This window comes from Pedobacter yonginensis (assembly GCF_003173595.1).
Classification (GTDB): domain Bacteria; phylum Bacteroidota; class Bacteroidia; order Sphingobacteriales; family Sphingobacteriaceae; genus Pedobacter; species Pedobacter yonginense.
Genome location: NZ_QGNZ01000004.1, coordinates 544,111 through 569,329, shown reverse-complemented (window position 1 = coordinate 569,329; position 25,219 = coordinate 544,111). Strand labels below are relative to the sequence as shown.

19 protein-coding genes are annotated in these 25,219 nt (G+C 38.4%); 9 read left to right on the top strand and 10 right to left on the bottom strand.

Translation table 11 applies throughout. From position 1 onward, the window contains the following. Window positions 1–174 precede the first annotated feature (174 nt). From purH to rodA, 7 genes are all read left to right on the top strand, one after another. Complete coding sequence (gene purH / locus DHW03_RS17370) at window positions 175–1,701, top strand: bifunctional phosphoribosylaminoimidazolecarboxamide formyltransferase/IMP cyclohydrolase (protein ID WP_109927104.1); 1,527 nt, start codon at window positions 175–177, stop codon at window positions 1,699–1,701. 206 nt (window positions 1,702–1,907) lie between these two features. After that, window positions 1,908–2,930 carry a rod shape-determining protein gene (locus DHW03_RS17365; RefSeq protein WP_109927103.1) on the top strand — a complete coding sequence of 341 codons (1,023 nt, stop codon included), beginning with the start codon at window positions 1,908–1,910 and terminating at the stop codon, window positions 2,928–2,930. A 36-nt stretch (window positions 2,931–2,966) separates the two neighbouring features. After that, the gene (locus tag DHW03_RS17360) at window positions 2,967–3,227 is read left to right on the top strand and encodes a hypothetical protein (RefSeq protein ID WP_109927102.1); all 261 of its coding nucleotides are present in this window, start codon (window positions 2,967–2,969) and stop codon (window positions 3,225–3,227) included. A 1-nt stretch (window position 3,228) separates the two neighbouring features. Beyond that, window positions 3,229–4,068 (top strand): rod shape-determining protein MreC, encoded by an 840-nt coding sequence (gene mreC, locus DHW03_RS17355; protein WP_109927101.1) that lies wholly within the window; start codon window positions 3,229–3,231, stop codon window positions 4,066–4,068. Beyond that, on the top strand, window positions 4,061–4,576 hold the full coding sequence (locus DHW03_RS17350) for a rod shape-determining protein MreD (protein WP_109927100.1): 516 nt from the start codon (window positions 4,061–4,063) through the stop codon (window positions 4,574–4,576). The genes mreC and DHW03_RS17350 overlap by 8 nt, the downstream gene beginning before the upstream one ends. Then, window positions 4,576–6,588, top strand: coding sequence for a penicillin-binding protein 2 (mrdA, locus tag DHW03_RS17345; RefSeq protein WP_109927099.1), 2,013 nt, complete (start codon window positions 4,576–4,578; stop codon window positions 6,586–6,588). Before DHW03_RS17350 ends, mrdA begins: the two co-directional genes overlap by 1 nt. A 4-nt stretch (window positions 6,589–6,592) precedes the next feature. Continuing rightward, entirely contained in the window at window positions 6,593–7,855 is a 1,263-nt protein-coding gene (gene rodA, locus DHW03_RS17340) for a rod shape-determining protein RodA (RefSeq protein WP_109927236.1), read from the top strand. 176 nt (window positions 7,856–8,031) lie between these two features. On the opposite strand, the gene DHW03_RS17335 is transcribed toward rodA, so the two are convergent. Continuing rightward, a complete protein-coding gene (locus tag DHW03_RS17335) occupies window positions 8,032–9,204 on the bottom strand; it encodes a hypothetical protein (RefSeq protein WP_109927098.1) in 1,173 nt (390 codons plus the stop codon). A 123-nt stretch (window positions 9,205–9,327) separates the two neighbouring features. Here DHW03_RS17335 and DHW03_RS17330 point away from each other — a divergent pair, with 123 nt between their 5' ends. Both DHW03_RS17330 and DHW03_RS17315 read left to right on the top strand, forming a co-directional pair. Then, entirely contained in the window at window positions 9,328–9,909 is a 582-nt protein-coding gene (locus tag DHW03_RS17330; RefSeq protein WP_109927097.1) for a thymidine kinase, read from the top strand. Between the two features lie 820 nt (window positions 9,910–10,729). Continuing rightward, a complete protein-coding gene (locus DHW03_RS17315) occupies window positions 10,730–11,527 on the top strand; it encodes an SDR family oxidoreductase (protein WP_133248550.1) in 798 nt (265 codons plus the stop codon). A gap of 26 nt (window positions 11,528–11,553) precedes the next feature. Here the strand turns inward: DHW03_RS17315 and DHW03_RS17310 are convergent, their stop codons facing one another. The 9 genes from DHW03_RS17310 to DHW03_RS17270 form a co-directional block, all read right to left on the bottom strand. Beyond that, window positions 11,554–14,940, bottom strand: a complete 3,387-nt coding sequence (locus tag DHW03_RS17310; protein WP_109927093.1) for a DEAD/DEAH box helicase — start codon at window positions 14,938–14,940, stop codon at window positions 11,554–11,556. 139 nt (window positions 14,941–15,079) lie between these two features. Next, window positions 15,080–16,111, bottom strand: a complete 1,032-nt coding sequence (locus DHW03_RS17305) for a GntR family transcriptional regulator (RefSeq protein ID WP_109927092.1) — start codon at window positions 16,109–16,111, stop codon at window positions 15,080–15,082. Between the two features lie 58 nt (window positions 16,112–16,169). Next, window positions 16,170–17,549, bottom strand: coding sequence for an FGGY-family carbohydrate kinase (locus DHW03_RS17300; protein ID WP_109927091.1), 1,380 nt, complete (start codon window positions 17,547–17,549; stop codon window positions 16,170–16,172). A 13-nt stretch (window positions 17,550–17,562) separates the two neighbouring features. Further along, window positions 17,563–18,846 carry a sugar isomerase gene (locus DHW03_RS17295; RefSeq protein WP_109927235.1) on the bottom strand — a complete coding sequence of 428 codons (1,284 nt, stop codon included), beginning with the start codon at window positions 18,844–18,846 and terminating at the stop codon, window positions 17,563–17,565. Between the two features lie 143 nt (window positions 18,847–18,989). Further along, a complete protein-coding gene (locus tag DHW03_RS17290) occupies window positions 18,990–21,110 on the bottom strand; it encodes a bifunctional aldolase/short-chain dehydrogenase (RefSeq protein WP_109927090.1) in 2,121 nt (706 codons plus the stop codon). 26 nt (window positions 21,111–21,136) lie between these two features. Beyond that, window positions 21,137–22,231 (bottom strand): L-rhamnose/proton symporter RhaT, encoded by a 1,095-nt coding sequence (rhaT, locus tag DHW03_RS17285; protein ID WP_109927089.1) that lies wholly within the window; start codon window positions 22,229–22,231, stop codon window positions 21,137–21,139. Between the two features lie 610 nt (window positions 22,232–22,841). Next, on the bottom strand, window positions 22,842–23,309 hold the full coding sequence (locus tag DHW03_RS17280; RefSeq protein ID WP_109927088.1) for a pyrophosphohydrolase domain-containing protein: 468 nt from the start codon (window positions 23,307–23,309) through the stop codon (window positions 22,842–22,844). A 118-nt stretch (window positions 23,310–23,427) separates the two neighbouring features. Continuing rightward, window positions 23,428–24,156, bottom strand: a complete 729-nt coding sequence (locus DHW03_RS17275; protein ID WP_109927087.1) for a LytR/AlgR family response regulator transcription factor — start codon at window positions 24,154–24,156, stop codon at window positions 23,428–23,430. A gap of 53 nt (window positions 24,157–24,209) precedes the next feature. Further along, a complete protein-coding gene (locus DHW03_RS17270; RefSeq protein WP_109927086.1) occupies window positions 24,210–25,217 on the bottom strand; it encodes a sensor histidine kinase in 1,008 nt (335 codons plus the stop codon). Window positions 25,218–25,219 lie beyond the last annotated feature (2 nt).

Below are 25,219 nucleotides of genomic sequence, written 5' to 3'. Positions count from 1 at the left end.
TTCATTTTTGATCTTTTGGAATAAAAACCAATAATGCAGTTTAGCAATTTAAAGATTTCTTCCCCCTTAAAACCATCAGACCTTAATTTTTAAAAAATCCTCATTTTTTAAGAAGACATACTAATAAAAAACCATCGTGTTTTACTACCTTTGCGGCTCAAAATTTACAGTACAATGAGTCAGCCGATTAAGATTAAAAACGCTTTAATTTCAGTATATTATAAAGATGGTTTAGAGCCATTGGTAAAATTGTTAGCCGCTCAGGGCGTACAATTGTTTTCAACTGGTGGCACAGAGCAGTTTATTAGAGATTTAAACCTTCCGGTAACAGCCGTTGAAGATTTAACCGGTTACCCTTCTATATTGGGTGGTCGAGTTAAAACGCTACATCCTAAAGTATTCGGCGGGATATTAAATCGTAGAGCTTTGGCTGGCGATCAAGAGCAGATTGCAGAATATGAAATCCCAGAAATTGACTTGGTTATTGTAGATTTATATCCTTTTGAGGAGACGGTTAAAGCTGGTGGAACGGCTGAAGAAATTATTGAAAAAATTGATATTGGCGGAATTTCTTTGATCCGTGCTGCAGCGAAAAATTTCAATGATGTTGTAATTATTGCATCAAAAAACGACTACCCTACCCTACAAGCTCAATTAGAAACGCAAAACGGAGAAACCACATTGGCGCAACGTAAAGCCTACGCTAAAATCGCTTTCCATACTTCTTCGCATTACGATACTGCGATATTTAACTATTTTAATACAGAGGAACCGCTTGATGTTTTTAAACAGAGCGTAAATACCGCTAAAACCTTACGTTATGGCGAAAACCCGCATCAAGGTGGGGTATTTTATGGCGACCTAGATGCCATGTTTACAAAATTGAATGGTAAAGAACTTTCTTACAACAACTTGGTAGATGTTGATGCTGCTGTAGCATTAATTGATGAATTTGAAGAGCCAACCTTTGCCATTTTAAAACATACCAATGCTTGCGGTATTGCCTCCCGCCCTACCGTAAAACAAGCTTGGCTTGATGCTTTGGCATGCGATCCTGTTTCAGCCTTTGGTGGTGTTTTAATTACCAATGTAGAAGTTGATTTAGAAACGGCTCAAGAAATCAACAATTTATTTTTTGAGGTTTTGATTGCCCCTTCTTACCAACCAGAAGCGATTGAACTTTTCAGCAAAAAGAAAAACCGCGTAATTCTTCAGCGTAACGAAGTAGAATTGAGTAAAAAACAATTCAAAACTTTATTAAATGGCGTTATCGAGCAGGATAAGGATTTGATTATAGAAGGTCCTGAACAAATGACAACGGTAACCGATAAAGCTCCAACCGAACAAGAATTAAAAGACTTATACTTCGCCAATAAAATTGTTAAACACACCAAATCCAACACCATTGTATTGGTAAAGGATGATGTTTTGATTTCAAGCGGTGTAGGCCAAACCTCAAGAGTAGATGCTTTAAAACAGGCAATCGAAAAGGCGGCATCTTTCGGCTTTAGTGTAAAAGGAAGTTCTATGGCATCTGATGCATTCTTCCCTTTCCCTGATTGTGTTGAAATTGCAGCTGAAGCAGGCATTACGGCAGTTTTACAACCAGGTGGTTCAATTAAAGATGCAGATTCTGTTGCCAAAGCAAATGAAATGGGTATCGCAATGGTTACCACTGGCGTTAGACACTTTAAACATTAATTTTTAAAAAAAATCTTAGAAATAACGCCAATACGCCTCAAAAGGCTTTTATTTTAGAATTTTCGCCTTTTACTTTTCTTTGTAACTTTAAACATCTTGATAAACAAGAGGATGAGGAAAGAAAATAATACTTAAAACAATAAAAAAGCTATTTTTACATTAGGAATAGTATAGATTTGATAAAATAAAGAAAACACACCTTATACATGGGATTATTCAATTGGTTTACGCAAGAAGTTGCCATCGATTTAGGCACAGCGAACACCCTAATTATACATAACGATAAAGTAGTTGTAGATGAGCCATCTATCGTTGCTTTTGATCGGACTACAAACAAAGTTATTGCTATTGGTCGTCAGGCCATGCAAATGGAGGGAAAAACCCACGATAATATTAAAACCGTACGCCCTTTAAAAGATGGTGTAATTGCTGATTTCAACGCTGCTGAAGCGATGATAAAAGGCATGATTAGAATGTTAAATGGCGGTAAAGGTTGGATGTTTCCATCTTTACGTATGGTTATTTGCATTCCATCGGGCATTACTGAGGTAGAAAAACGCGCTGTACGCGACTCTGCTGAAATTGCTGGCGCCAAAGAAGTGTATTTAATTCACGAACCAATGGCTGCTGCCGTAGGTATCGGAATTGATGTGGAAGAGCCGATGGGAAATATGATTATCGATATCGGTGGGGGTACTACTGAAATTGCAGTAATTGCACTATCGGGTATTGTTTGCGATCAATCTATCCGCGTTGCGGGAGACAACTTCGATTCAGACATCGTTAACTACATACGTCGTCAACACAATATAATGATCGGCGACCGTACGGCAGAAAAAATTAAGATTGAAGTAGGCGCAGCTTTACCAGAATTGCAAGATGCACCTGCTGATTTTGCCGTTCAAGGTCGTGATTTGATGACAGGTGTACCAAAACAAATTACCGTTTCTTACACAGAAATTGCCCACTGTTTAGATAAATCAATCTCTAAAATTGAAGAAGCGATTTTAAAGGCGCTTGAGATTACTCCACCAGAACTTTCTGCTGATATTTACCAAACAGGTATTTATTTAACAGGCGGTGGTGCATTGTTAAGAGGATTAGACAAACGTGTTGCCGCAAAAACTAAACTGCCTGTTCACGTTGCAGAGGATCCATTACGTGCGGTTGTACGTGGAACTGGCATTGCGCTAAAAAACATTGGCAGTTATAAATTCTTAATGCAATAAGCACATTTACGAATGTAGATTTTAGATTGACGATTGATGAATAACGAAACGTTAAAAACAAATACCCTAACTTATTCTTCTACAATCAGAAAACTAATTTCTACATTGCCTTTTAGTGCTTTAAGTGAATCGTTTAAGCCTAAGGGTTTTGTTGGTGCAGTTTATCAATCCTCAAAAGACCTTAATTTAACTCCAAGTTTTTTGAATAGGCTTATTAAAGTGGAAGCAAGATTGGGTGCAAAAAGGCTTTCCAATCAAAATCATGTAGGCAATCGTAAATCTAAAATCGTGAATTAACATGCGTAACCTTTGGATTTTCATAAGCAGATATAACGCATTTTTCCTGTTTATCATATTTTTTTCAGTTGGCGTTTTTCTCACGGTAAAAAACAATGCTTATCAGCGGAGTGCAACTTTAAACTCTACCAATGAGGTTGTTGGAACGGCATACGAAAGGCTGAATGTGTTTAAAAGGTATTTAAATCTGGGTGTGGTAAATGATAGCCTAGCGGCTGAAAATGCTAAACTTAAAACCAAATTGCTCGATTTAACCACGATTGATTCTGCAAAAGATGTGAAAGTTATCGATACCATAACCCACCAACAATACACCTATTTAGCGGCCAAAGTGGTTAAAAACTCGGTAACCTTGCGTAATAACGTTATGACGATCAATAAAGGTGCGATTGACGGCATTAAAAGTGGGATGGCGGTGCTCTCTCCAGAAAGAGGTGTTGTTGGTTTCATCAGAGACGTATCTGAGCATTTAGCCACCATTCAATCTTTACTGCACAAGGATACCAGGATTAGCGTGGTTGTAAAAAAGAATAATGCCTTAGGTTCTTTGGTTTGGGGCGATGGAAATTTCGACATTAGAAAAGCCTACATCAAAGGCGTTCCCAATCACATTAAAATGAATGTTGGAGATACCATTGTAACCTCTGGTTTTGCTTCTTTCCCTTCAGGGATCTTGGTTGGAAGAATTAGCCGAACCAATGTTGCAACAAATGATAACTTTCTTTCTGCTGAGTTAAATTTATTTAACGATTTTAGCACTTTGCAATATGTTTATGTGGTAAAAGATAATAAAGCTGAGGAACAAAAAGCTTTGGAAAGCATGGTGAAGCCAAATGAATAGTAGAATAATAATTATAAATATCATCAGATGGTTCTCCTTGCTTTTTGTGCAAATATTTTTGCTCAAGAATATGGGCTTCTATGACTTATCTACTCCATTTATTTACGTATTGTTTCTATTGCTATTGCCTTTCGGAATGCCAAACATTCTTTTATACCTTCTGGCATTTGGAACTGGCCTAACCTTAGATGCCTTTTACGATACCATGGGCGTGCACGCTACCGCATGTGTTGTTTTGGCTTTTGTAAGAATTTCTTTCATATCCATAAGCTTAAATAAGGATGCTATTGATGATCCTGAACCATCTTTAAGTTACATGGGTTTCCAATGGTTTTCATTGTATGCCTTTCTCTGCGTTTTAACGCATCATTTAGTGCTCTTTTTTTTAGAAACATTTAGGTTAACCGAAATTGGTTATACCTTAATGAGATGCGGCTTAAGTTGTATCTTTACACTACTCATTATTTTACTGGTAGAGTTTATATTCTATAAAAGAACATCGCGCTAATGGAGCAATTATTTAATCGAAAATATGTTATTCAGGGGTTGTTTATAGTAGTTGCCTTAATTTTATTGGCTAAACTATTTTACATCCAAATTTTTAGCGATGCAGCATTTGTTGCCGCAGAAAGTAACGTATTAAAGAAAAAATTCAAATACCCTGCTCGCGGTGCCATTTTAGATCGCAATATGAAGGTGATTGTACAGAATGAACCTGTTTACGATTTAATGGTTATTCCAAACGAAGTAAAAGAGTTTGATACACTTGCGCTTGCAAATGCCTTGGAAATGACTATCGACGATGTACACAAAAGTTTAAAAAAGGCAAAGGCCAAATCAAACTACCAATCTACACCTTTTTCAAAACAGATTTCCGTTCAAAGCTACGCCCGTTTACAGGAGATTTTATATCGCTTTCCGGGTTTCTCTACCCAGGACAGAACCATTCGGCATTACCCAGATAGCGTTGCCGGACAGTTGTTTGGCTACGTAAAAGAGGTAAGCCAAACGGATATCGATAAATCAGAAGGTTACTACAGACCAGGAGATTACATCGGAAAAAGTGGGCTGGAAAGATCTTACGAAGATGTGCTACGTGGCGAAAAAGGGGTTGTAAATACCGTTTATGATGTTCACAACACGCCACAAGGCAGTTATGCACAGGGCAAATACGACATTAATGCCGTTTCTGGCGACCGCTTAATTTCTGGAATTGACATTGAGGTACAAAAATTAGGTGAAGAATTAATGCAGAACAAGGTTGGGGCTGTTGTAGCCATCGAGCCTGCGACTGGTGAAATTATATCCTTAGTAAGTAGCCCCGGGTACGACCCAAATATTTTGGTAGGTAAGGGTTTCGGAAACAACTATATGGATTTTATTGTTGGTAACCCTTATCGCCCATCGTTGGTAAGACCGATACAAGGTTACTATCCGCCTGGATCATCATTTAAACCTATTGATGCTTTAATTGCTTTGCAAGAAGGAGTTATCGACCCAAATATGACCTTCAACTGCCCTGGTTACTATATGGCAGGAAATCATAAAGTGAAGTGCGAACACGTGGATGGAAACATCAGTATGCGCCGAGGCATTGCCAGGAGCTGTAACACTTATTTCTGCCATGTTTTCCAAAAACTGATTACAAAAAATGGTATGAAAAATCAACGTCAAACCTATCAGGATTGGCGTGATAAAGTCGCAAAATTTGGATTTGGCGCCAAATTGGATATTGACATGCCTTTCGAGCGTAAAGGCTATTTCTACAATGCCGATCACTACGATAAGATTTATGGCAAAAGATGGGGTTACACCACTGTAATCTCTCAAGCTATCGGTCAAGGTGAGATTACCGCCACACCACTGCAAATAGCCAATGCAATGGCTGTAATTGCCAACCGCGGATATTACATTAAACCCCACCTAATTAAAGGCATTGGCGATAAAAAACTGGTTAAAAAAGAATATGTTACCAAAAACTATGTAGATGTTGATCCGAAATATTTTGAGCCTGTAATTGATGGTATGCAAGATGCGGTGAACACGGCATGGGGAACAGCAGTTCTATCTCGAATTCCAGATATTATGATGTGTGGTAAAACGGGTACGGTACAAAACCCACATGGAAAAAATCACTCGGTTTTTATTGGCTTTGCGCCAAGAGATAATCCAAAAATTGCCATAGCTGTAATTGTAGAAAATGCAGGTTACGGAAGTACCTATGCTGCGCCAATTGCGAGTTACATGGTCGAAAAATATTTAAAACGATCGGTTACGGGCGCCAGAGCCAGTCAAATTGAGTGGATGAAAGCGCAAAATCTGCTCCCACCACTTATTGATAAGAAAAATAAAACCAAATTAAGCAAGGCCGATAGCTTGGCTGTTAAGAAAATAGATTCTGTAAAGCGGGTTAAAGACAGTTTAAAAATTAAGTCGGCTGTAATTAAGCAATCGGTATCTACCAAGCCAGCAAAAAGTAAACCCGCTACTATCAATAGCACTAAACCAGAAACCCGATAATATGATGCAGCAACAAGGCAACCGGTTTTTCTTCAATGTAGATTGGATTACAGTTTTAATCTACATTGCACTCTGCACCATAGGTTTTGTAAGTATTTATGCGTCTATCCCACACCATGATCCGGCCGCTTCTTTCGATTTTACCAGTAGTTATGGCAAGCAACTGATCTACATCATTACCGGACTTATTTTGGGCCTATCCATCTTATTATTTGATGGTAGATTGTTTAATGTATTTGCGCCTTTTATTTACGGCATAACCATCCTGTTGCTCATAATCGTACTTTTTGTGGGGAGAAATGTTGGCGGAAACCAAGCCTGGATTCCCATCGGATCGTTTAGATTACAACCTTCAGAATTTGCCAAGTTTGGTACAGCATTGCTTCTGGCTCGATATGTAAGTACTTTTAACCCAAAATTTCGAGACATCAAGTCCATTTTTATCGCAGCAGCCATTGTGCTTGCCCCCCTCCTATTAATTATGCTCCAACCAGATACTGGTTCGGCATTGGTGTTTTTAGCCTTTATGTTTCCCTTGTATAGAGAGGGTTTATCTGGTTACTTCCTTTTAATTTTCCTCGGAATGATTGTGCTTTTTGTAGCCGATTTCTTGGTTCCAACCTATATTTTAATTTTGATTTTAACCACAATTGGAGGCTTGTTTATTTATGCGAATAAGAGAAAGCAAAAGCTCATCATCACCACCGTATTGGTTACGCTAGTGGCTATAGGCTATTTGTTTTTGGTGAAGGTTGCCTATACGAAAGTTTTGGAGCCCCACCAAAGAAGTAGAATTGAATTGATGCTGGGCTTAAAAACCGACAATAAAGGCGCTGGTTACAATGTAATTCAATCGCAAATTGCCATCGGATCTGGACAAGCAACCGGACGCGGATTTTTACAAGGTACGCAAACCAAATATGGCTATGTACCAGAACAAAGTACCGATTTTATATTTTCTACCATTGGTGAAGAATGGGGATTTGTAGGATGTTCTGTAGTGATCGGGTTATATATTTTCTTGTTGTTAAGATTGGTTAACTTGGCCGAACGCCAAAGATCAACTTTTTCAAGGGTGTACGGTTATAGCGTAGCCTGCATTCTATTTTTCCACGTTTTTATCAATATCGGGATGACGATTGGCATCATCCCCGTAATCGGAATTCCCTTACCCTTAATTAGTTACGGAGGCTCATCACTATGGAGCTTTACAATTTTAGTGTTTATCTTTCTGAAATTGGATTCTAATAGAATGGGCTTTATTTAAGCTAGATAACCTGAGGGCGGTGTAAACTAAAGGGTGAAAACAAAAACAATCTAAACATCCATTAAGGTGCTGAAATAAATTCAGCATGACGGATTGTGGACGTAATGGCAAAAAGTTTTAACATCAATTAAAATGCTGAAATAAATTCAGTAAAAACTCATCTGCATTAAAATGCGTTATTTGCTAAACCTTCTATTTAACAGTTCATAAAACTGATCTACCGTGGCTTGTTTGCTTGCCCAATTGTTTTTTACCGCATAGTTTTTCTGTAAAAAGCTATCCGCCATTTCAAAACTGTTCATTTTATTTACCAAATCTATGGCTTCAGAGTAAGCCAAATTGTAGCCATTAAATAAATCCTTAATGAACAACAATTTTTCATTTAGGTTTATGGCTTGTTTCAAATCAGCAATTTGTGGTTTACTTGGTTCCGAATGACTGTTGGTTTTACCAAGCAAATCATTTAAACTCGGTGCGGTTTTGGTTGAAACAGGTTCTACGATTGATTTCACAGGTACAGCTTCTGGGGTAAAAACTGGTCGTTCTTCTACAACCGGAGGCGAAATAACAGGGTCATCAAAATCTACATCTTTCAATGCCTCAATTGGTTCGGTAATTTCATCTGCTGTAGGAAACTCAAGCTCTGGTTCCTTGTGCTGTCCTTCTCCCACTTCATGCGAAATCAAAAACGGTTCAGGTCCAATTTCATCTTCCGTAATGTTTTCAGTTTCTTCTACCGCATCGGCCTGCAATTCCTCTTTTTCGTGGATTCTTTTCTTTTGTGCTAAAATTTCTTCTTCGGCCTTACTTAATGGCCGATCGAAAATTTCCTCCACAGGCTTTGCTTCATAATCAAATTGATCGTTTTCATTGTGGTTGCCCAATACAAACTCAAAAGTTTTATCGCTTTGGTCGGGCTTAAAAAAATCTTGTTCCAAAATCCTTTCGGCCGTTGCTTCATGGATTTCTTGCTCATCAAAAATTTCCTGTTCCTGCTTTACATCTACGCGCTCTTCTTCCTCCTCGGCAGTAGCCACGTCGGCAAGCTCTTCAAGGTCGTTCAACCCCTCATCTATTTGCTGTGCAAAATCATCAACCGCAGTGTGTTGAACGTTTTCAACGCGCTCAAAATTAGCGACTGGTTGACTTTGTGGTTTATCCTTCTGATTGATAGTATTTAATTTCTTTACAATTTGAACATGGTCAGATAGAAAATTGGCATTGGCCAAAAACAGTTCTACTTCCAAATCATTCAACTGACCTGGATTTTGAGCAAGGAACTGATATTGATCATTCAATTCTGTTAAAATATTGCCTATTTTCTTAAAAATATCCTGTTGGTTCATCATAAAGTTAAAACGGATTTTTGGTCGATTTATGTTGGTAACTATGTACCCAAAAATAACACATAATTCTCATATTTGTTCGGTTTAAAAATTATAGCACACACACAAAGGCATAAAAATTAGGGCATGTTATTTAGCGAACAAAATTTTAGGAGGAGAGGCGAATTTTCTGGAAGTATAGAGGTGGTTTGTGGCTCTATGTTTTCTGGTAAAACCGAAGAGCTTATTCGCCGACTAAAAAGAGCGCAAATTGCTAAGTTAAACGTAGAGATTTTTAAGCCTAAAACCGATACCCGCTACCACGAAACTGCTGTGGTTTCGCACGATTTAAACTCCATTAATTCTACCCCTGTTGATAGCGCATCGGCTATTTTATTGCTCGGTACCAATACCCAGGTGGTGGGAATAGATGAGGCCCAGTTTTTTGATAACGAACTGCCCGATGTTTGCAACAAATTGGCGCTGAAGGGCATCCGCGTAATTGTGGCTGGCTTAGATATGGATTTTACCGGAAAACCTTTTGGCCCAATGCCGGCCTTAATGGCTATAGCCGAGCATGTTACCAAAGTTAATGCAGTTTGCGTTTGTTGTGGCAATCCGGCACTATACAGTTACCGAACTGTTTCTAATGAATCGACAGTTTTACTAGGCGAAAAAGAAAGTTACGAGCCACGCTGCCGGGCATGTTATAATTTAGATCGGGGCTAGCAGTTTGTTTGGCTGGTGCGCCAGCAAAGAATAATCAGGTTCAATAAATTTTTCTGTCTATCGGCTGGTATCACACCGAGCGAAAATTATAAAGAAAGGATTGGAAATGAACGTTCGTTGTTTCATTGGTAAAACCTGCCCCGCTGTACCTCCAAGCGCTATGAAAAATAGCGGCTTTCCGTCCCATCGGGTTTAAGATTGAAGGTTTTTGCGTATCGGTTAATGAGCTAAAAAGCAAAGATCCATTGTACGGCCCGTTTGAAACAGAACCATTGTACCTAAACCCGACAGCAGCGGCAGCCTCGAATTTTTTCAATGAGGGCTAAAGCGAATGGCGGGACTACCGGAATGAAAGCATTACTGAACGTTGTTTTCCAAAAAAACATTGTAGCTTAAAAAGAAGATATACAGTTAAATACATAAAGAAAGGATTGGAAATGAACGTTCATTTTTTCATTGGTAACACCTGCCCCGCTGTACCTCCAAGCGCTATGAAAAATAGCGGCTTTCCGACCCATCGGGTTTAAGATTGATGGTTTTTGCGTATCGGTTAAGGAGCTAAAAAGCAAAGATCCATTGTACGGCCTGTTTGAGACAGAACCATTGTACCTAAACACGACAGCAGCGGCAGCCCCGAATTTTTTCAATGAGGGCTACAGCGAATGGCGGGACTACCGTAATGAAAGCATTACTGAACGTTGTTTTCCAAAAAAAACTTTTGCAGGCCTGGAAAATAACCATCAGTTTTGCATTGAAATACTATTTTTGATTGCTTAACCGACAAGTACGGTCGAATATAACAGCTAAAAAGAGCAAACCTATGAGTGAACAAATAAATACCATTGCTATTTTGGGCTGTGGCTGGTTTGGACTGGCTTTGGCGAAAAAGTTGATCGAATTGAATTATTCGGTTAAGGGCTCTACCACCTCCCCTGAGAAATTAGAGCTACTTTCTGAAGCTAAAATAGCGCCATACTTGATTAATTTTACTGCCGATGAAGTGATTGCTGATGATGCTTTTTTTAAAGCTGATGTGTTGTTTATCTGTATTCCGCCCAAAAGAAATTCGCCAACACTTAAAGATTATCCTGATAAAATAAACGCAATTGTAAAGGCTTCAAACAACATTAAAAACATTGTTTTAATTAGTTCTACAAGTGTTTATGCAGATAACAACGAAGCTGTTAACGAAGAGCGTGAAACGCATCCAGATACAGATTCTGGTCGTATGGTTTTGGAGGGCGAAAGGGTATTGAAAGATTTGGCGCTAGATAAGTACACGGTTATTCGCTTTGCGGGATTAATTGGTCCTGAGCGAAATCCAGGTCGGTTTTTTGCCGGCAAGAGCAACATTCCAAATGGCTTAGCACCCGTAAATTTAATTCACCAAACGGATGCAGTGGGCATTGCTTGCGAAATTCTGGCTAAGAAAGCCTTTGGCAGAACGTACAATGCTTGCAGCCCTCAGCACCCAACAAAACAAGATTTTTATACCCATGCGGCACAAACATCAGGATTGGTTTTACCACAATTTATTGCCGAAAAACACAGTTGGAAAATTGTGGAAAGTGTGCATGTATCAAAATATTTAAACTACCAATTTAAGGTAAGTATTTGATATTGAATCGATACGCAAACGGTAACTTAGGCCAGCAAGCCGAGTAACTCCTTTTTGGTTAAATTTTTAAATAGTCCTCCATCGCTTTGGATTAAGTTTTTTACCAGATCTTTTTTGGTGGCTTGCAGTTTCATAATCTTTTCTTCGATGGTATCAGGACAAATTAAACGAACAGCCATTACATTTTTGTGCTGCCCAATGCGATATGCCCGATCTATAGCCTGATTTTCGACCGCTGGATTCCACCAAGGATCTACCAAATATACGTAGTCTGCTTCGGTTAAATTTAGGCCGGTACCACCTGCTTTTAAGCTGATTAGAAAAACGGAAATATCGTTGTTCTGCTGAAAGGATTCTACCGTCTCTTTCCTGTTCCGCGTTTGACCGGTTAAATATTCGTATTTCATTCCTCGTATTTCGAGTTGTTTTTTAATTAAATCGAGCATGCTTACAAATTGAGAAAAGACCAAGATTTTATGGTTTTTGGCTTTGTTTTCTATTTGCTCCAATAAAACCTCAATTTTGGATGATGCCTGAATGTAGGATTTGCCATCGGCCAGTAAGGCTGCCGAGTTGCAAATTTGTCTTAATCGGGTAATGCTTCTTAAAACATGCATAGAACTTTTCGGCAACTCATCTTCGGTTTTCCCCAGTATGTAATCTTGTATTTCCTTTTTATTGGCTTCGTAAACCTCTCGCTGTTCATCGCCCATTTCGCAGTATAAAACAATTTCGGTTTTATCTGGAAGTTCCTTGGCTACTTGTTCTTTGGTTCTTCTTAAAATAAAGGGCTTTATTTTCTGCTGCAACTCTTCTGCTCGGCGACTGTCTTTAAACTGATCGATTGGGGTTGAATATAAATCGGCGAATTGCTGCTTGCTGCCAAATAATCCGGGGCAGGCGAAGGACAATTGTCCGTATAAATCGAAGGTATTGTTTTCAATCGGTGTTCCCGTCATCACCACTTTGTTGCGCGATTGAAGCATTCTAACTACTTTATAACGCTGAGATTCAGGATTTTTAATGTTTTGAGATTCATCTAAAAAGATATAATTAAAGCGATAATCTTTTAAGAAACGAATATCGGAAAGTAGTGTACCATAAGAAGTTAAAATGATTTCAAAATCATCAAAAGTATCCGTAGTTTTTGTGCGCTCATTGCCATAAATGGTTTTCACTTTTATGGATGGCGCAAACTTTTGTACCTCAGCCTTCCAGTTGAATATTAAAGAGGCCGGAACAACAACGAGATTGGTGTTATGGCTTACTTTTTCTCTTTGCGAGAGTATAAAGGCCAAAATTTGAATGGTTTTCCCTAAACCCATATCATCGGCCAGGCAAGCCCCAAAGTTAAAATCATCTAAAAAATTAAGCCAGTTTAAGCCATCTTTTTGGTATTGGCGCAAGCTTGCTGTAAGTGCTTTTGGCACCTCTACTTCGTGCATGGAATGTGGTCCCTCAAATTTTTGCTTATAATTCTTAAGCTCATTTTTTACTTCTCCATCCAGCAAAGCATCTTCATAAAGATTATTTATAGAAGCAAACTTTATTTTATGGGTTAAAAGTCTATCCTCTACAACTTCGCCAGCGCTGAAGTAGCCGACAAATTTTTCTATCCATTCTTCGGGCAAAATACCCTGCGTGCCATCATCAAGCGTAACAAACTTGCTCTTGTTTCTGATGGATTTATGGAGGTGCTTCAAAGCAACATTCTGCTTGCCAAATTTTACTTTAACTTTTGTTTCAAACCAATCTGTTCCGCTTAATACTTCGATATTAATTTCTGCTTTGTGCTCGTTTAGTTTATTGTTTTTGAGTTTATTAAAACCCAAAATATGAATGCCTTTACGTCTCCAAACATCAAAGGCATCCAAAAACCAGCCTTCTTCCAAAAATCGCTTTCTGTGGAGATAATAGGAATCGTTGGTTTCCTGCTCGTAGAAATAAGGATGCTGTTTTAAAATATTCGCGATGAATTGCAATTCCGTATCCTCATCGCGATGGAGTGTGAAAAGGTTGCCAAATTTATCTTGCGCCTGAATTTGCTTTTTTGATAGTACAGGAATTTCGATATTCCCGTAGCGCATTATGGGTGTAATTAGAATATAATCTTCCGATTCGGACAAATAAACCAGTTGTTCATTTTCTAAATCAAAGCCTTTCTCCTCTATCTGGCTTTTTGTTGCGGGTTTTAAGTAGGTATAATCTACTTTTATGCTGCCCTCCAATTGAATTAGGATGACCTTCTGAAAATCTGGATATTTGGATTTATGCAGAATTAAGCGATTGCTTTGTTTTTTAAAGAAGCCAATTACACGCAAAACATCAGAACGGACAATAAGATACAGTTCTTGGTGCAGCTGTATAAAATATTGATAACGTATAACGAGCTGATCGAGTTCGTACGATTTACCTTCTATTAATAGTCGCCCGGTAATTTCGAAGAAATCGTCTCGTTGGCTGACCGATAATCTCAAATCGACATCTAAAAGATGAAGCTTAACCGGTTTGATTGATGAGGCTTGAATATTGGCAGAAACTTTTGCATCGTGCTGGTAAACCGGTATCCCTGAGGGATTTTTAACAATTGATTTTAAGGCAACTAACTCAGCTTCCGTTTGATCGGTATTGTAATTTTGTTGAAAAGACGAAACCCCACTGTAAAATTTGAGCAGGTTACTGTCTTCAGTTTTAAAAAGTAAATCTAAAGGATTGATGCCTTTGAGCGGATTTTTAACCTTTCCAGATTTGGTTGTTTCTGCTTCAAATAAATCGACCGTTAAGTTATTGTAGTATTTGTGCTGACTCAAAACCATCAGCATGGCATCGCTTGCTTTTTTACCCATTAAGCTGGGCTTACCTTTCTTTGAGGGCAATAAAAGTGATTCTAAGTTTTGCTGAGCCTCTAAATTGAAGGCTTGTAAAGATTTCATCTTTGGTTTAATCTCCGTTAAACCGTTTTCATATTTAAGGGCAAAAATCTCATCAAGATTGTTTTCTTTTTCCAAGCCATAGGCCACTGCAATTTTGCTCATTTTTATTCTTCGAAGGGTTTCATCGAAGAAAATCAGCAAATCTTCTCGTTGTAAAATGTTATACAGCACCTGTGTTTGGTGCTCGCATAGTTTGTTTTTGGGGCTTGTACACCTGCAAGATAGTTTTACCGAATTTTCATTTTGCTGCACCTGTACAATCGGAAAGTGAAGGCTGGAATCTTCATAACTAAAGGCTCCAAAATTGATTTCCAGCTGTTCGGGAATTATGTTGAAATATCCCTTCGCATCGGTATAAACCTGATGATTAACATGTTTCAAAATGACAATACTGCTTAAATTTTTGAGGTTGAAATCTCTCAAAATGTAATCGTAGGGATTTTGTTCTATCGATTGATCGCCTGCAGTATCGTCCTTCATTAATATCGAAATGTTAAAGGTCTAAATTAACAAATAATAAGATTTAATAGGTGTACATTTTAATTTTGGCTGGCGCGGAACAGATTAAATGAGCTGTTTGGAGCGCCTAACCGTTAGTGGGTAACCAACCACGCATCGCTTACAATGATTTTCGAAGGTTTAAATAGAAAGGGATCTCAATTTTATCAGTTCTACCGCTTAAAATAAATTCTGCGGCCTGTGTACCCAATTGGTTAAAATCAGTAGAGATGGTTGTAATACCGTCTAAAATGATTCTTTTCAAGGGGGTTTCATTGTAAGAGATGATACCGACCTCCACACCAATTTTCAACTTTTGGGCAATCAGGCGCTCAATCAGCGTAACCAAATCATCTTCCATTAAGTTGATATATACTTCTCCAATTCGAATCTCCTCATCCTTAATATTATGAATCACTTTGTGTGCAAAAGCATATTGCTGGCAAAAACGATAAAAACCCGTTAAAATTTCGTGGGGAAAATAACTGTTCTTCGGAAAAACTATTTTTAATGTGTTGTAGTTGGATAACCGATCCAAAGCCTGCTCAAGCGCTGCATAAATATCTTGTGCAAAATTTTCATAAGCCGCTGCATAATCTCCTGTTATCCCAGGCAACAGCTTATCCAAAATAATTAACTTCTCTTTCGGGATGGTATTGATAATTTCGTGTGCATTTTCTCCACCCTCTAAAAAATGGGGTATAATCACGAAATGAGAATAATCGTCTTTCTTGCTGATTAATAGTTTCTTAAACAAAGCGAAATCATTGTTATAGATGTAAAAATCTATCGCAGCTTGCTCACCAATGGCTTTGGTAAAGGCATCGTAAGTAATTTTTTTATGCGTGCTCAGCTTATTAAACAGCAAGCAAATCTTTAGCTTTCTAGAAAAATCGGTATTGATGATGAAGTAACCCTTACCCGGTACAGAATCTACCACACCCAATTTTTTCAAATGGCGATAACCTTTTTCTGCCGTATCTCTGGACATTTCCAAACCAAAACTTAACTCATTTATAGAAGGCAAAAGACTATTTTTTTTCAGCTTTCCACTTTCAATAGCGGCTAATATGGCATTGGTTAATTGCTTATATTTTGGTGTAGATGAATATTCATCAACATGGATGTGGGCTATTAAATCTTCTGGTTTCAATGTAAAATGATTTGCTGAATTTCGAAGATAATAAAAAATCTGCCTTAGGGTTAGGATTTTACAGGGTTCTTTGGATGGCCGAGTAATATTTTAGCTGGATAATGTCGCTCGGTGCAGGGTTCGAATTCCAAGCATCGTTTATGGCCAGTGCAGTTCCAATAGCCGTAGCTTGAGATACTGAGGAGGCATAAACCTCAATATCTGGTATAGATGTGGCCAGCAAGTGCATGTAAATGGCATTTTTACCGAAACCACCATCCACAAATATTCTACGTACCCCATTATTCAAAATGAGTTTTAGTGCATAAATCTGCTGTTTAATCAAATCGAAAATGAGTTGATGATAAGCTTCTTCGGCAGTTTGGAAGATTGTCAAATCTCGATCTACAAAGGCAGAATTGGCTTTAAATTCGGTTTGAGGACTTTGATTTTCGGGAATCTTATTTGCCAATTTTAAAATCATCCCCGGATTAAATTTCAAATGTTTGAAAAGATAGGCGGCCCGATCGAAATGATCGGCAATTCTTTTAAGTTGAATTTCATGCTCATAGCCCGCAAAAATTCTTGATGCCTTAACGGCCTTGCCCTTAAAATGCATGTAGCAAAGGCAATCCTGTTTCAGTTCGGCTGCCGTAAGTGGCTCTTGGTTAAAAGGATTTAAACTGATGCACCACGTTCCGGTAGAAAGCAAAATAAATGGCGCAGAAAAGTTAGCCAAATACGGAATTAAAGCAGCAGAACTGTCGTGCAAACCTACACCAACTTTAAAATCAGCACCCTCGTATTGGGTTGCCGAACTAGAATCTGCTGGAGTAAATTGTCCAAATTTTTCATCAAGCCCTTCCGCGGTAACCCAATTGTGATATTGGTTTTTATTAAAATCCCACAGTTGGGTGTGGCAACCAATACTGGTAATATCGGCTAGGGCAACTCCTGTAATTAAATAGCTCAAATACTGTGGCAAATGTAATGCCCACTTTACCCGATCAAAAATTTCTGGCTTTTCCCTTTTTAAACGATAAAGCTGCATTCCCGAATTTAAGCTGCCTAAAATAGGCGAGGCCGTTTCTAAGGAGATTTTTTCCTCCCCACCGTAGCGATGATAAAATTCATTTTTAAGCGTTTCGGGGTATTCCTTTAAATAATTGTAAAGGGGCGTTAACGGTGTTCCATTTTCATCCAAATAAACAAAACTAGCCCCATAGGTAGAAAAATTAATGGCTTTGATTTCAAACTCATCCATTTTTAAAACTTGCTGCAAGGATTCGTAAACCGACGTGCGCAGACTTTCTAAATTTTCGCAAGGTTCGCCGTCTTCATCTAAAGTTTCAACAAAACGGGCAGAACGTTCGAAAACAATTTTATAGTTTTCGTCTATTAAAAACAGTTTCTTGTTCGTTTTACCAACATCAAATATGGCTACAACTGGTTTAGGCATCTTATCTATCAAATTATAAACCCGTAGCAACCGTATTTACCCCACGTTGGTTAACCAAAGTTTTTCTACACGCTAAATCGCGATATAAACCAATTGGCGATAGTGCCGCCCCTGCCCTTAACCTGGCTTCTGCCACTAAAGGTCTTAAATCTGTTCTGAATGTATTTTGCAAAATTTCTTGCGCTTTGGCAACATCATTTTGGTCTTGAGCTTTATTAAACGCTTTTCTATCCACCAATAAGGCTTGTGCATAGGCAATCATAATGGCTTCTACCGATTGGAGTAAATCCTCTAAGGGATCTTTCACATTGTGAGATGCATCAATCATCCAGCCCAAGTCTTTTGCGTGGTTCATTCCTTTGGCGTCCATCCCCTCAACCAACTCATTAAATATCAAAAAAAGCTGATACGGTTTTATGCTCCCTGCGGTTAAATCATCATCGCCATATTTAGAATCGTTGAAGTGAAAACCACCTAATTTTCCTTCCATTAATAGCAGTGCGACAATTTGTTCGATGTTGGCATTGGGTAAATGATGGCCCAAATCAACCAAGGTGTAAGCCTTTTTACCCAATTTTGAGGCATATAAAAGCGATTGTCCCCAATCTCCCACCGTTGTTGAATAAAAGTTAGGTTCAAAGGCCTTATACTCAACAAACATTTTCCAATCATCAGGCAATGCCGAATAAATTTCTTGTAAGCTTTCTAAAGTATTTTCAAAAGCCTTGCGGAAATTTAACTGGCCAGGAAAACAAGATCCATCGGCCAACCAAACGGTTAAAGCAGCCGATCCTAAAGCAATACCATGTTTAATTACCTCTATATTGTGTTCAATAGCCTGTTTGCGAATGGCTGGGTTTACATTTTGAAGTGAGCCAAATTTGTAGCTATGGGCAGCGCCAGATTGATCTTGAAAGGTATTCGAGTTCATGGCATCAAATTTCAATCCGTAGCCCGCAGCTAAGCTTTTTAAGGCATCGGCATTTTGGGGAATATCCCAAGGAATGTGCAGCGAAATGGCACCACTTGCAGCGTTTAAGGCGTGCAGTAAACCCACATCTTCAATTTTTTCTTCAATGGTACGTGGCTCTCCACCTGTTATGGCAAAACGGCCAAAACGTGTTCCTCCTGTACCCAAGGCCCAACTCGGTATCGCAATCTGAAAATCAACAAGTTTTTGAATGACACTTTCTAAATCGATGTGCGACCAATCTTCCTTTATAAAATTAAGCTTGCGCTGATGAGCGGATATTAGGGAGTCGTTATGTTGTTCAATTTGGTTCTGCTCGATATTCATCAGAATATTTGGTTTTATTAGGTTAATAATCAAGATGATAAAAGCATCTTTATGGAATCTACCTCTGAAAAAGGTACTTAAAAAGTTGTTTCGGCCTGCATGGCATACAGACCGAAGAAAACAACTTAAAAACAATCTTAAATTTATCGTACAAAAGCCATGGCTACTCCACCATCCACATTGAGTACATTTCCTGTTGATTTATTTAGCAAGCCACCAACAAACGCAAAACATGCATTAGCAATATCATCTGGTAAGATAATTTGGTTTAGCAAGGTGCGTTTTGCATAATAAGCAGGCAACTCGGCAACGGTAATTCCGTAGGCTTTTGCCCTACCTTCGGCCCATCCGCCAGCCCAAATGTTACTATCACTAATTACCGCATCCGGATTTACCACATTTACACGAATGTTATCGGCACCCAATTCCGCAGCGTTTAATCTGCTTAAATGTAACTGAGCGGCTTTGGCACTTCCGTAACCTGCATTGTTTGGACCACTTACCAAAGCATTCTTACTTACAATATTAATGATATCGCCACCAATATTTTGCTTTTGCATCGTATTTGTTGCAGCTTGTGTAATAAAAAACTGCCCTTTAACCAACACATCATAAAGTAAATCCCAATCTTGCTCCGTGTGATCGCCAATGCTTTTAGAAATGGATAAACCCGCGTTGTTAACCACAATATCTATCCCACCAAAAGCCAAGGCGGCAACATCAAATGCGCTATTTATATCCTCCTGATTGGTTACATTTAGAAGCGTAGTGCTATACGAATCTTTGCCAAATTGCGCTTCAAATTCCTTACCTGTAGCCTCTAAACGCTCTGCATTCATATCGTTTAAAACCACTACCCCACCTTCTGAAACGAATTTTTTAGCAATCGCTTTACCAATTCCACCTGCACTGCCTGTAATTAGGGCAATTTTGCCCGTTAATGGTTTTGGCTTCGGCATTCGTTGCAGTTTGGCTTCTTCTAACAACCAATATTCAATATTAAAGGCTTCTTGATGTGGTAAAGAGGTATATTCAGAAATGGCTTCTGCCCCTTTCATCACGTTAATTGCATTGATGTAAAACTCTGCTGCAACCCTTGCCGTTTGCTTATCTTTGGAAAAAGTAAACATCCCGATTCCTGGGTATAAAATTACCACGGGGTTTGTATCGCGAATGGCTGGACTATTTGGATGTTTACAAGCTTCGTAATAAGCGGTGTACATTTTTCGATAGTCTTCAAATGCAGGTTCGAGCGTTTCCTTTAAGCGTTTGGTATCTGATAAATCGGCATCGCTTTGCAAACTTAAAACCAAGGGACTAATTTTCGTTCTTAAAAAATGATCTGGGCAACTGGTTCCCATTGGCGCAAGGCGACTCAAATCATTAGAATTGATGAATTCTAAAACTCTCGTGTCATCTGTAAAATGCCCAATCATGTGTTGTTTTGAAGAACACAAACCACGCAAAACTGGCGCTAAAGCCGCTGCCTGCTTTTTACGCTGACTCGCTTCTGCACTTTGAATTTTTTGTCCGCCGAAAACTGGGCCTTTTTTACCGTAGTTCTTTTCCAGATAATCAGAACAAATTTCAATAACTTCTAAAGTGTTTAGATAACTTTCATACGCCGTATCGCCCCAAGTAAATAAACCATGAGAACCCAACATAATGCCCCGAATACCAGGATTTTCATCCAAACATTGTTTTAAGGTTAAGCCCAACTCAAAGCCTGGCTTCTTCCATTCTACCCATCCAATGCTACCCCCAAAAAGTTCTTGAGTAATTTTTTTACCGTCTTTTGCAGCAGCAATTGCAATTGCAGCATCGGGATGCAAATGATCGATATGTTTAAATGGCAAAAATCCATGCAATGGCGTATCAATAGATGGTGCTTTAGAGCTCAAATCGAAAATACAATGATTAAACAATTCAACCATTTCATCCTCATGTGCTACACCGCGATAAATATTTTTAAGGCTACGCAAACGATCAACATAAAGTGCCGCCAAGCCACTTTTTTTTAGCGTACCCAAATCTCCACCAGAGCCTTTAACCCACATCACTTCAGTTTCTGTACCCGTAAGTGGATCTTTTTCCAATAGCTTACAAGATGTATTTCCACCGCCATAATTGGTTAAGCGCAAATCGGCACCCAACAAATTTGAACGGTAAATTAACAGGGCAACTTCATCGCCAGCTAATTTTGCGGCTTCGTCTTCATCCCACAGATAGCTTACATGCTTATAACTTTTCGTATCGATTGACATTTTAATATTCTATTTATTTTTAAAGATTAACCTTTTATTGAGTTACCGTAACCCACAATGAAAACAGAGGCAATGATGGTTAAAATACCAAAGAGCACTGTTAGCAATGTTTTTCTCGAAACACCTTTCCATTCCTTTAATACCAAGCCCCAAACGTTGGCAATTAATATGATGAAGGCCATGTGCAAAATCCACGAGCTGGCGCCATTACCCATCTTGCTCTCGCCCATGCCGTAAAAAAAGAACTGGAGAAACCATGTGGTACCAGCCAGCGCAGAAAAAATGTAGTTTTTTAAGAGTGGTGTGGTTTTGTTGGTGTAATCGCCAAAGGTTTTATTTCTGGCGTTCAAAATCATGCACCAAATGAAGTTTGTGGTTAAACCGCCCCAAAGTACAATAACGTAGGTAACGTTATTAGAGAACAAGAAATTTCCTGTTTCAGCTGGATTAGCCGCCTTCCAAATGGTGTTTGCGGCATCCGCCATTGGTTTTCCTGCTTCTATTCCGAAATTAAAACAAGCACTTAAAACGCCCGACACTATGCCAACAAATAAACCTAAACCAAATTTATATTCGGTTTTAATTTCTAATCCATGAGGATCGGTAACGCCAGATTTCATTTCTTTCTCCTTCATCATCCCAGCCTTGCCACAAATTACAATGCCGATTACGCAGACCAAGAGTCCGAGTAAAACCATTCGGCCCCAATCGGTATGCAAAAACATGGTGAAAGTATCTTTTCCCGCCTGTGGAAAAAAATCGAAATAGATGGAGGGCAAAATGGAACCCAAAACCATACATAAACCTAAGATAATGCTGCTACCCAGAGATACGCCCAAGTAACGAACCCCCAAACCATAAGTTAAGCCACCAATTCCCCAAAGGATGCCGAAAAAATAGGTGATCAGTAAGATTTTGCCATTCGTGCTGGCAATAATATCAGTAAAATTAGGAATGGTTAAAAATGCAGCTAAGGGCGGAACGATTAACCAAGAGAATATGCCTCCAACAATCCAGTAGCTTTCCCAAGCCCAGCCTTTAACCTTTTTGTATGGAATGTAGAAACTACCGGAAGCGAAACCTCCGATAAAATGAAAAATTACGCCTAGAAATGCTTGCATGCTTTGTTGATATATTTGGTTGGTCTAAAATAGAAATGATGAGAAGCATAACTGTTATGCACTGTTATGTTTTAACCATCAGGTTTTAAAATTTAAACACCATCATTAAGCAATTGGCAGTAAGAAGATGGCTTATGCAGTATCATCTCAACTTGAGCGCAGCGGACCGGAGCGTTCCTTTTTTTTAAAAAAACGCCCTTAAAGATTTATTTAATAACGTGAGTTCGGGATAACAAAGCTATCTGTTAAAAATAGCTAAGACCCTGAAATAAATTCAGGGTGACGATACCTTAAACCCATCCCTCATAGTGAATAAACAATCCGTCCTGCTGAATTTATTTCAGCATCTTAATGGACACAGATTTACGTTGGCTTACGCCCCTCAAAGCTTAAACCGAAACTCAGGTTAATATAGGCAACACAATGCATAAGGCATTTAAAATTGGGATTTAATTTGCACGCCCAAAACTAGGTTGCCGACGACTTTTAGCTTTCGAACACCACTATATTTATACCCACGCGAGGGCGAGCTAAATGTTTTGCAAATTCTTTGCATTTAAATAACGAGCGGTTTAAGTAAACTCACACTTTCCCTGCCGGTTAAAAGGGATTAAACCAAGAGACTTTTTAAATCGGCAGGCGAGTAATTGATTGATTTTAAGGTTTTATCGTCACCTTTTCTAAATACCAAAAATAGCCCATCAATTTCTTTGTAATACGATTCAGTTTGGTCTTTCTCCAAGTAATGTTTAATGGTTTTTTCGGCCTCCTCAATGGTTTTGCAAGCCTTGCTCATGTTAGAGCGATGCACTTCATCAAACAGCGATTTAAACTTGGTGCCTAAACCAAACTCGTGGATTGCCCCCGCCAAAACATATTGCAAATCGCACAGTGCATCAGCTACCTCAACCAAATCATCATTTTCAACCGCTTCTTGTAATTCTTTCAATTCTTCCGCTAAAAGAGAAATTCTGAGGTTCGCCCTCTGCTTTGAAGGTATAATCGGTGTTTCTAAAATTGGATGCTTAAAAGTAGTATGAAACTCTGCAACCTGATTTAAAGAATTTGTTTCCTGCATGGTTATTTTGGCTTAATGTAAATGCCACAAACTTAAAAAAATCGAACTAAATAATTTTGAGAAATTATAAATAGCAGTAAACCAATTTGCTTGGCATTTTAGCCATACCACCTCAAAACTATCCCTTCTTTCCCTCTCGCACCACTTTAAAAAATTCATCTTTATAAGTTTCTCCTATCGGGATGGCTTGATCGTTGATATATACAGTATTCCCATCAATCATCTTGATTTTCTCAATTGAAATGATGTACGATTTATGAATGCGATAAAATGGTGGTCTTGGCAATTCCACTTCGAGTTCTCGTAGCGCTTGGTAGGTTATAATTCTTTGAGAGGCTGTGTAAACCGACACGTAATTCTTTAATCCTTCAATGTATAAAATATCATCATAGTTAACCTTAATAAATTTATTTTTGGTATCGCCCTTGATGAAGATAAAGTCATTCGCTTGGTTTGGTGTAGCTACAAGTTCTGATTGAGCCGCCGCAACTGGCGCTAAAATTTGCTGCGCTTTTATAGCCGCTTTGTAAAAACGTTCATAAGATACTGGCTTCAATAGATAATCAACCACATCAAGATCAAAACCTTCCAAGGCATATTCTGGATAAGCCGTAGTTAGGATAACTTTACATTTCCCGCCGCAGATTTTCAAAAACTGTATGCCTGTAAGTTCTGGCATTTGAATGTCTAAAAACACCAAATCTACCTTTCCATCCTGTACTAAATTCAAAGCCTCAAAAGCATTGGTTGTGGTCCCCACCAGTTCTAAAAAAGGCGTTTTATTAATAAATGCAGCAATAATATCTGAAGCATAAGATTCATCATCAACGGCTAGGCAACGGATCATAGGTGTTTTTGTTAATAAGGATAAAATGAGATTGAAGCTTTAAATTTAAAAATTTATATGTTTAAAATTAGCGTGGTTTTATAAGTATTCCCGTTGTTGGAAACCAGAAGCTCATGCTTGTCTGGATAAATCAAATCCAATCTCCGTTGAATATTAACCAAGCCAACTCCACTGGAATGGTCTTTTTGAGCATGACTAATCTTATTGCTGACTTCAAAACTCAATCGGTTATCTACAACCTTTAATTTAATGCGAACAGGTTGTTTTTCATCATTCACTACCCCATGTTTAAAAGCATTTTCAACAAATGGAATCAACATCAAAGCAGCCACTTTTTGCTCTGCAATTCCGTCAGTGGTAAATTCCACATAAAACTTAGGTTCAAAACGCATTTTAAACAATTCGATATAGCTCTCTAAATACTCAACCTCTTTGATTAGTGTTACTTTTCCATCCGGACTTTCGTTCAAGGTATAACGCATCAAATCTGAAAGTCGCAAAACCGCATTCGCCAATTTATCGGAAACTGGAATGGCTAAGGAATACACATAATTTAAAGTATTGTACAAAAAATGTGGGTTAATCTGCGATTTTAAGAAAGCAAGTTCTGATTTAACAACCTCATCCTTAAGTTTTCTATTGGAAATTTCTGCCTTGAAGTTTTGTTGAACACTATATACCGCAGCCGGAATGATGATGTAAGAAATGCCGTAGTAAATATTATCAGTAATGTATTCGAAAGCAGTTGTACTGTCGTAGTAGTTATGAAAGCCAAACCATTTCAAATATAAAACTTCTTCAATTAGATAACGCAAAGCAATAAAAATGGCCAATGTAAATAATGCGCCCAAAATCAACTGAAAAGCTTTTCCACGTTTTAAATAATTTGGATACAACCACAAATAGCAAATGTAAAATTCGATGAATTTGATTAGCATCATCGATATACCAAGTGCCTTGCTCACAAAATCTACTGACTCAATAAGATAGCCACTAAACTGATAGGCAACAATTAATAGCCAGCAAAGTACGTGTATGGAGATGATTTTAAGATTTTTCATGC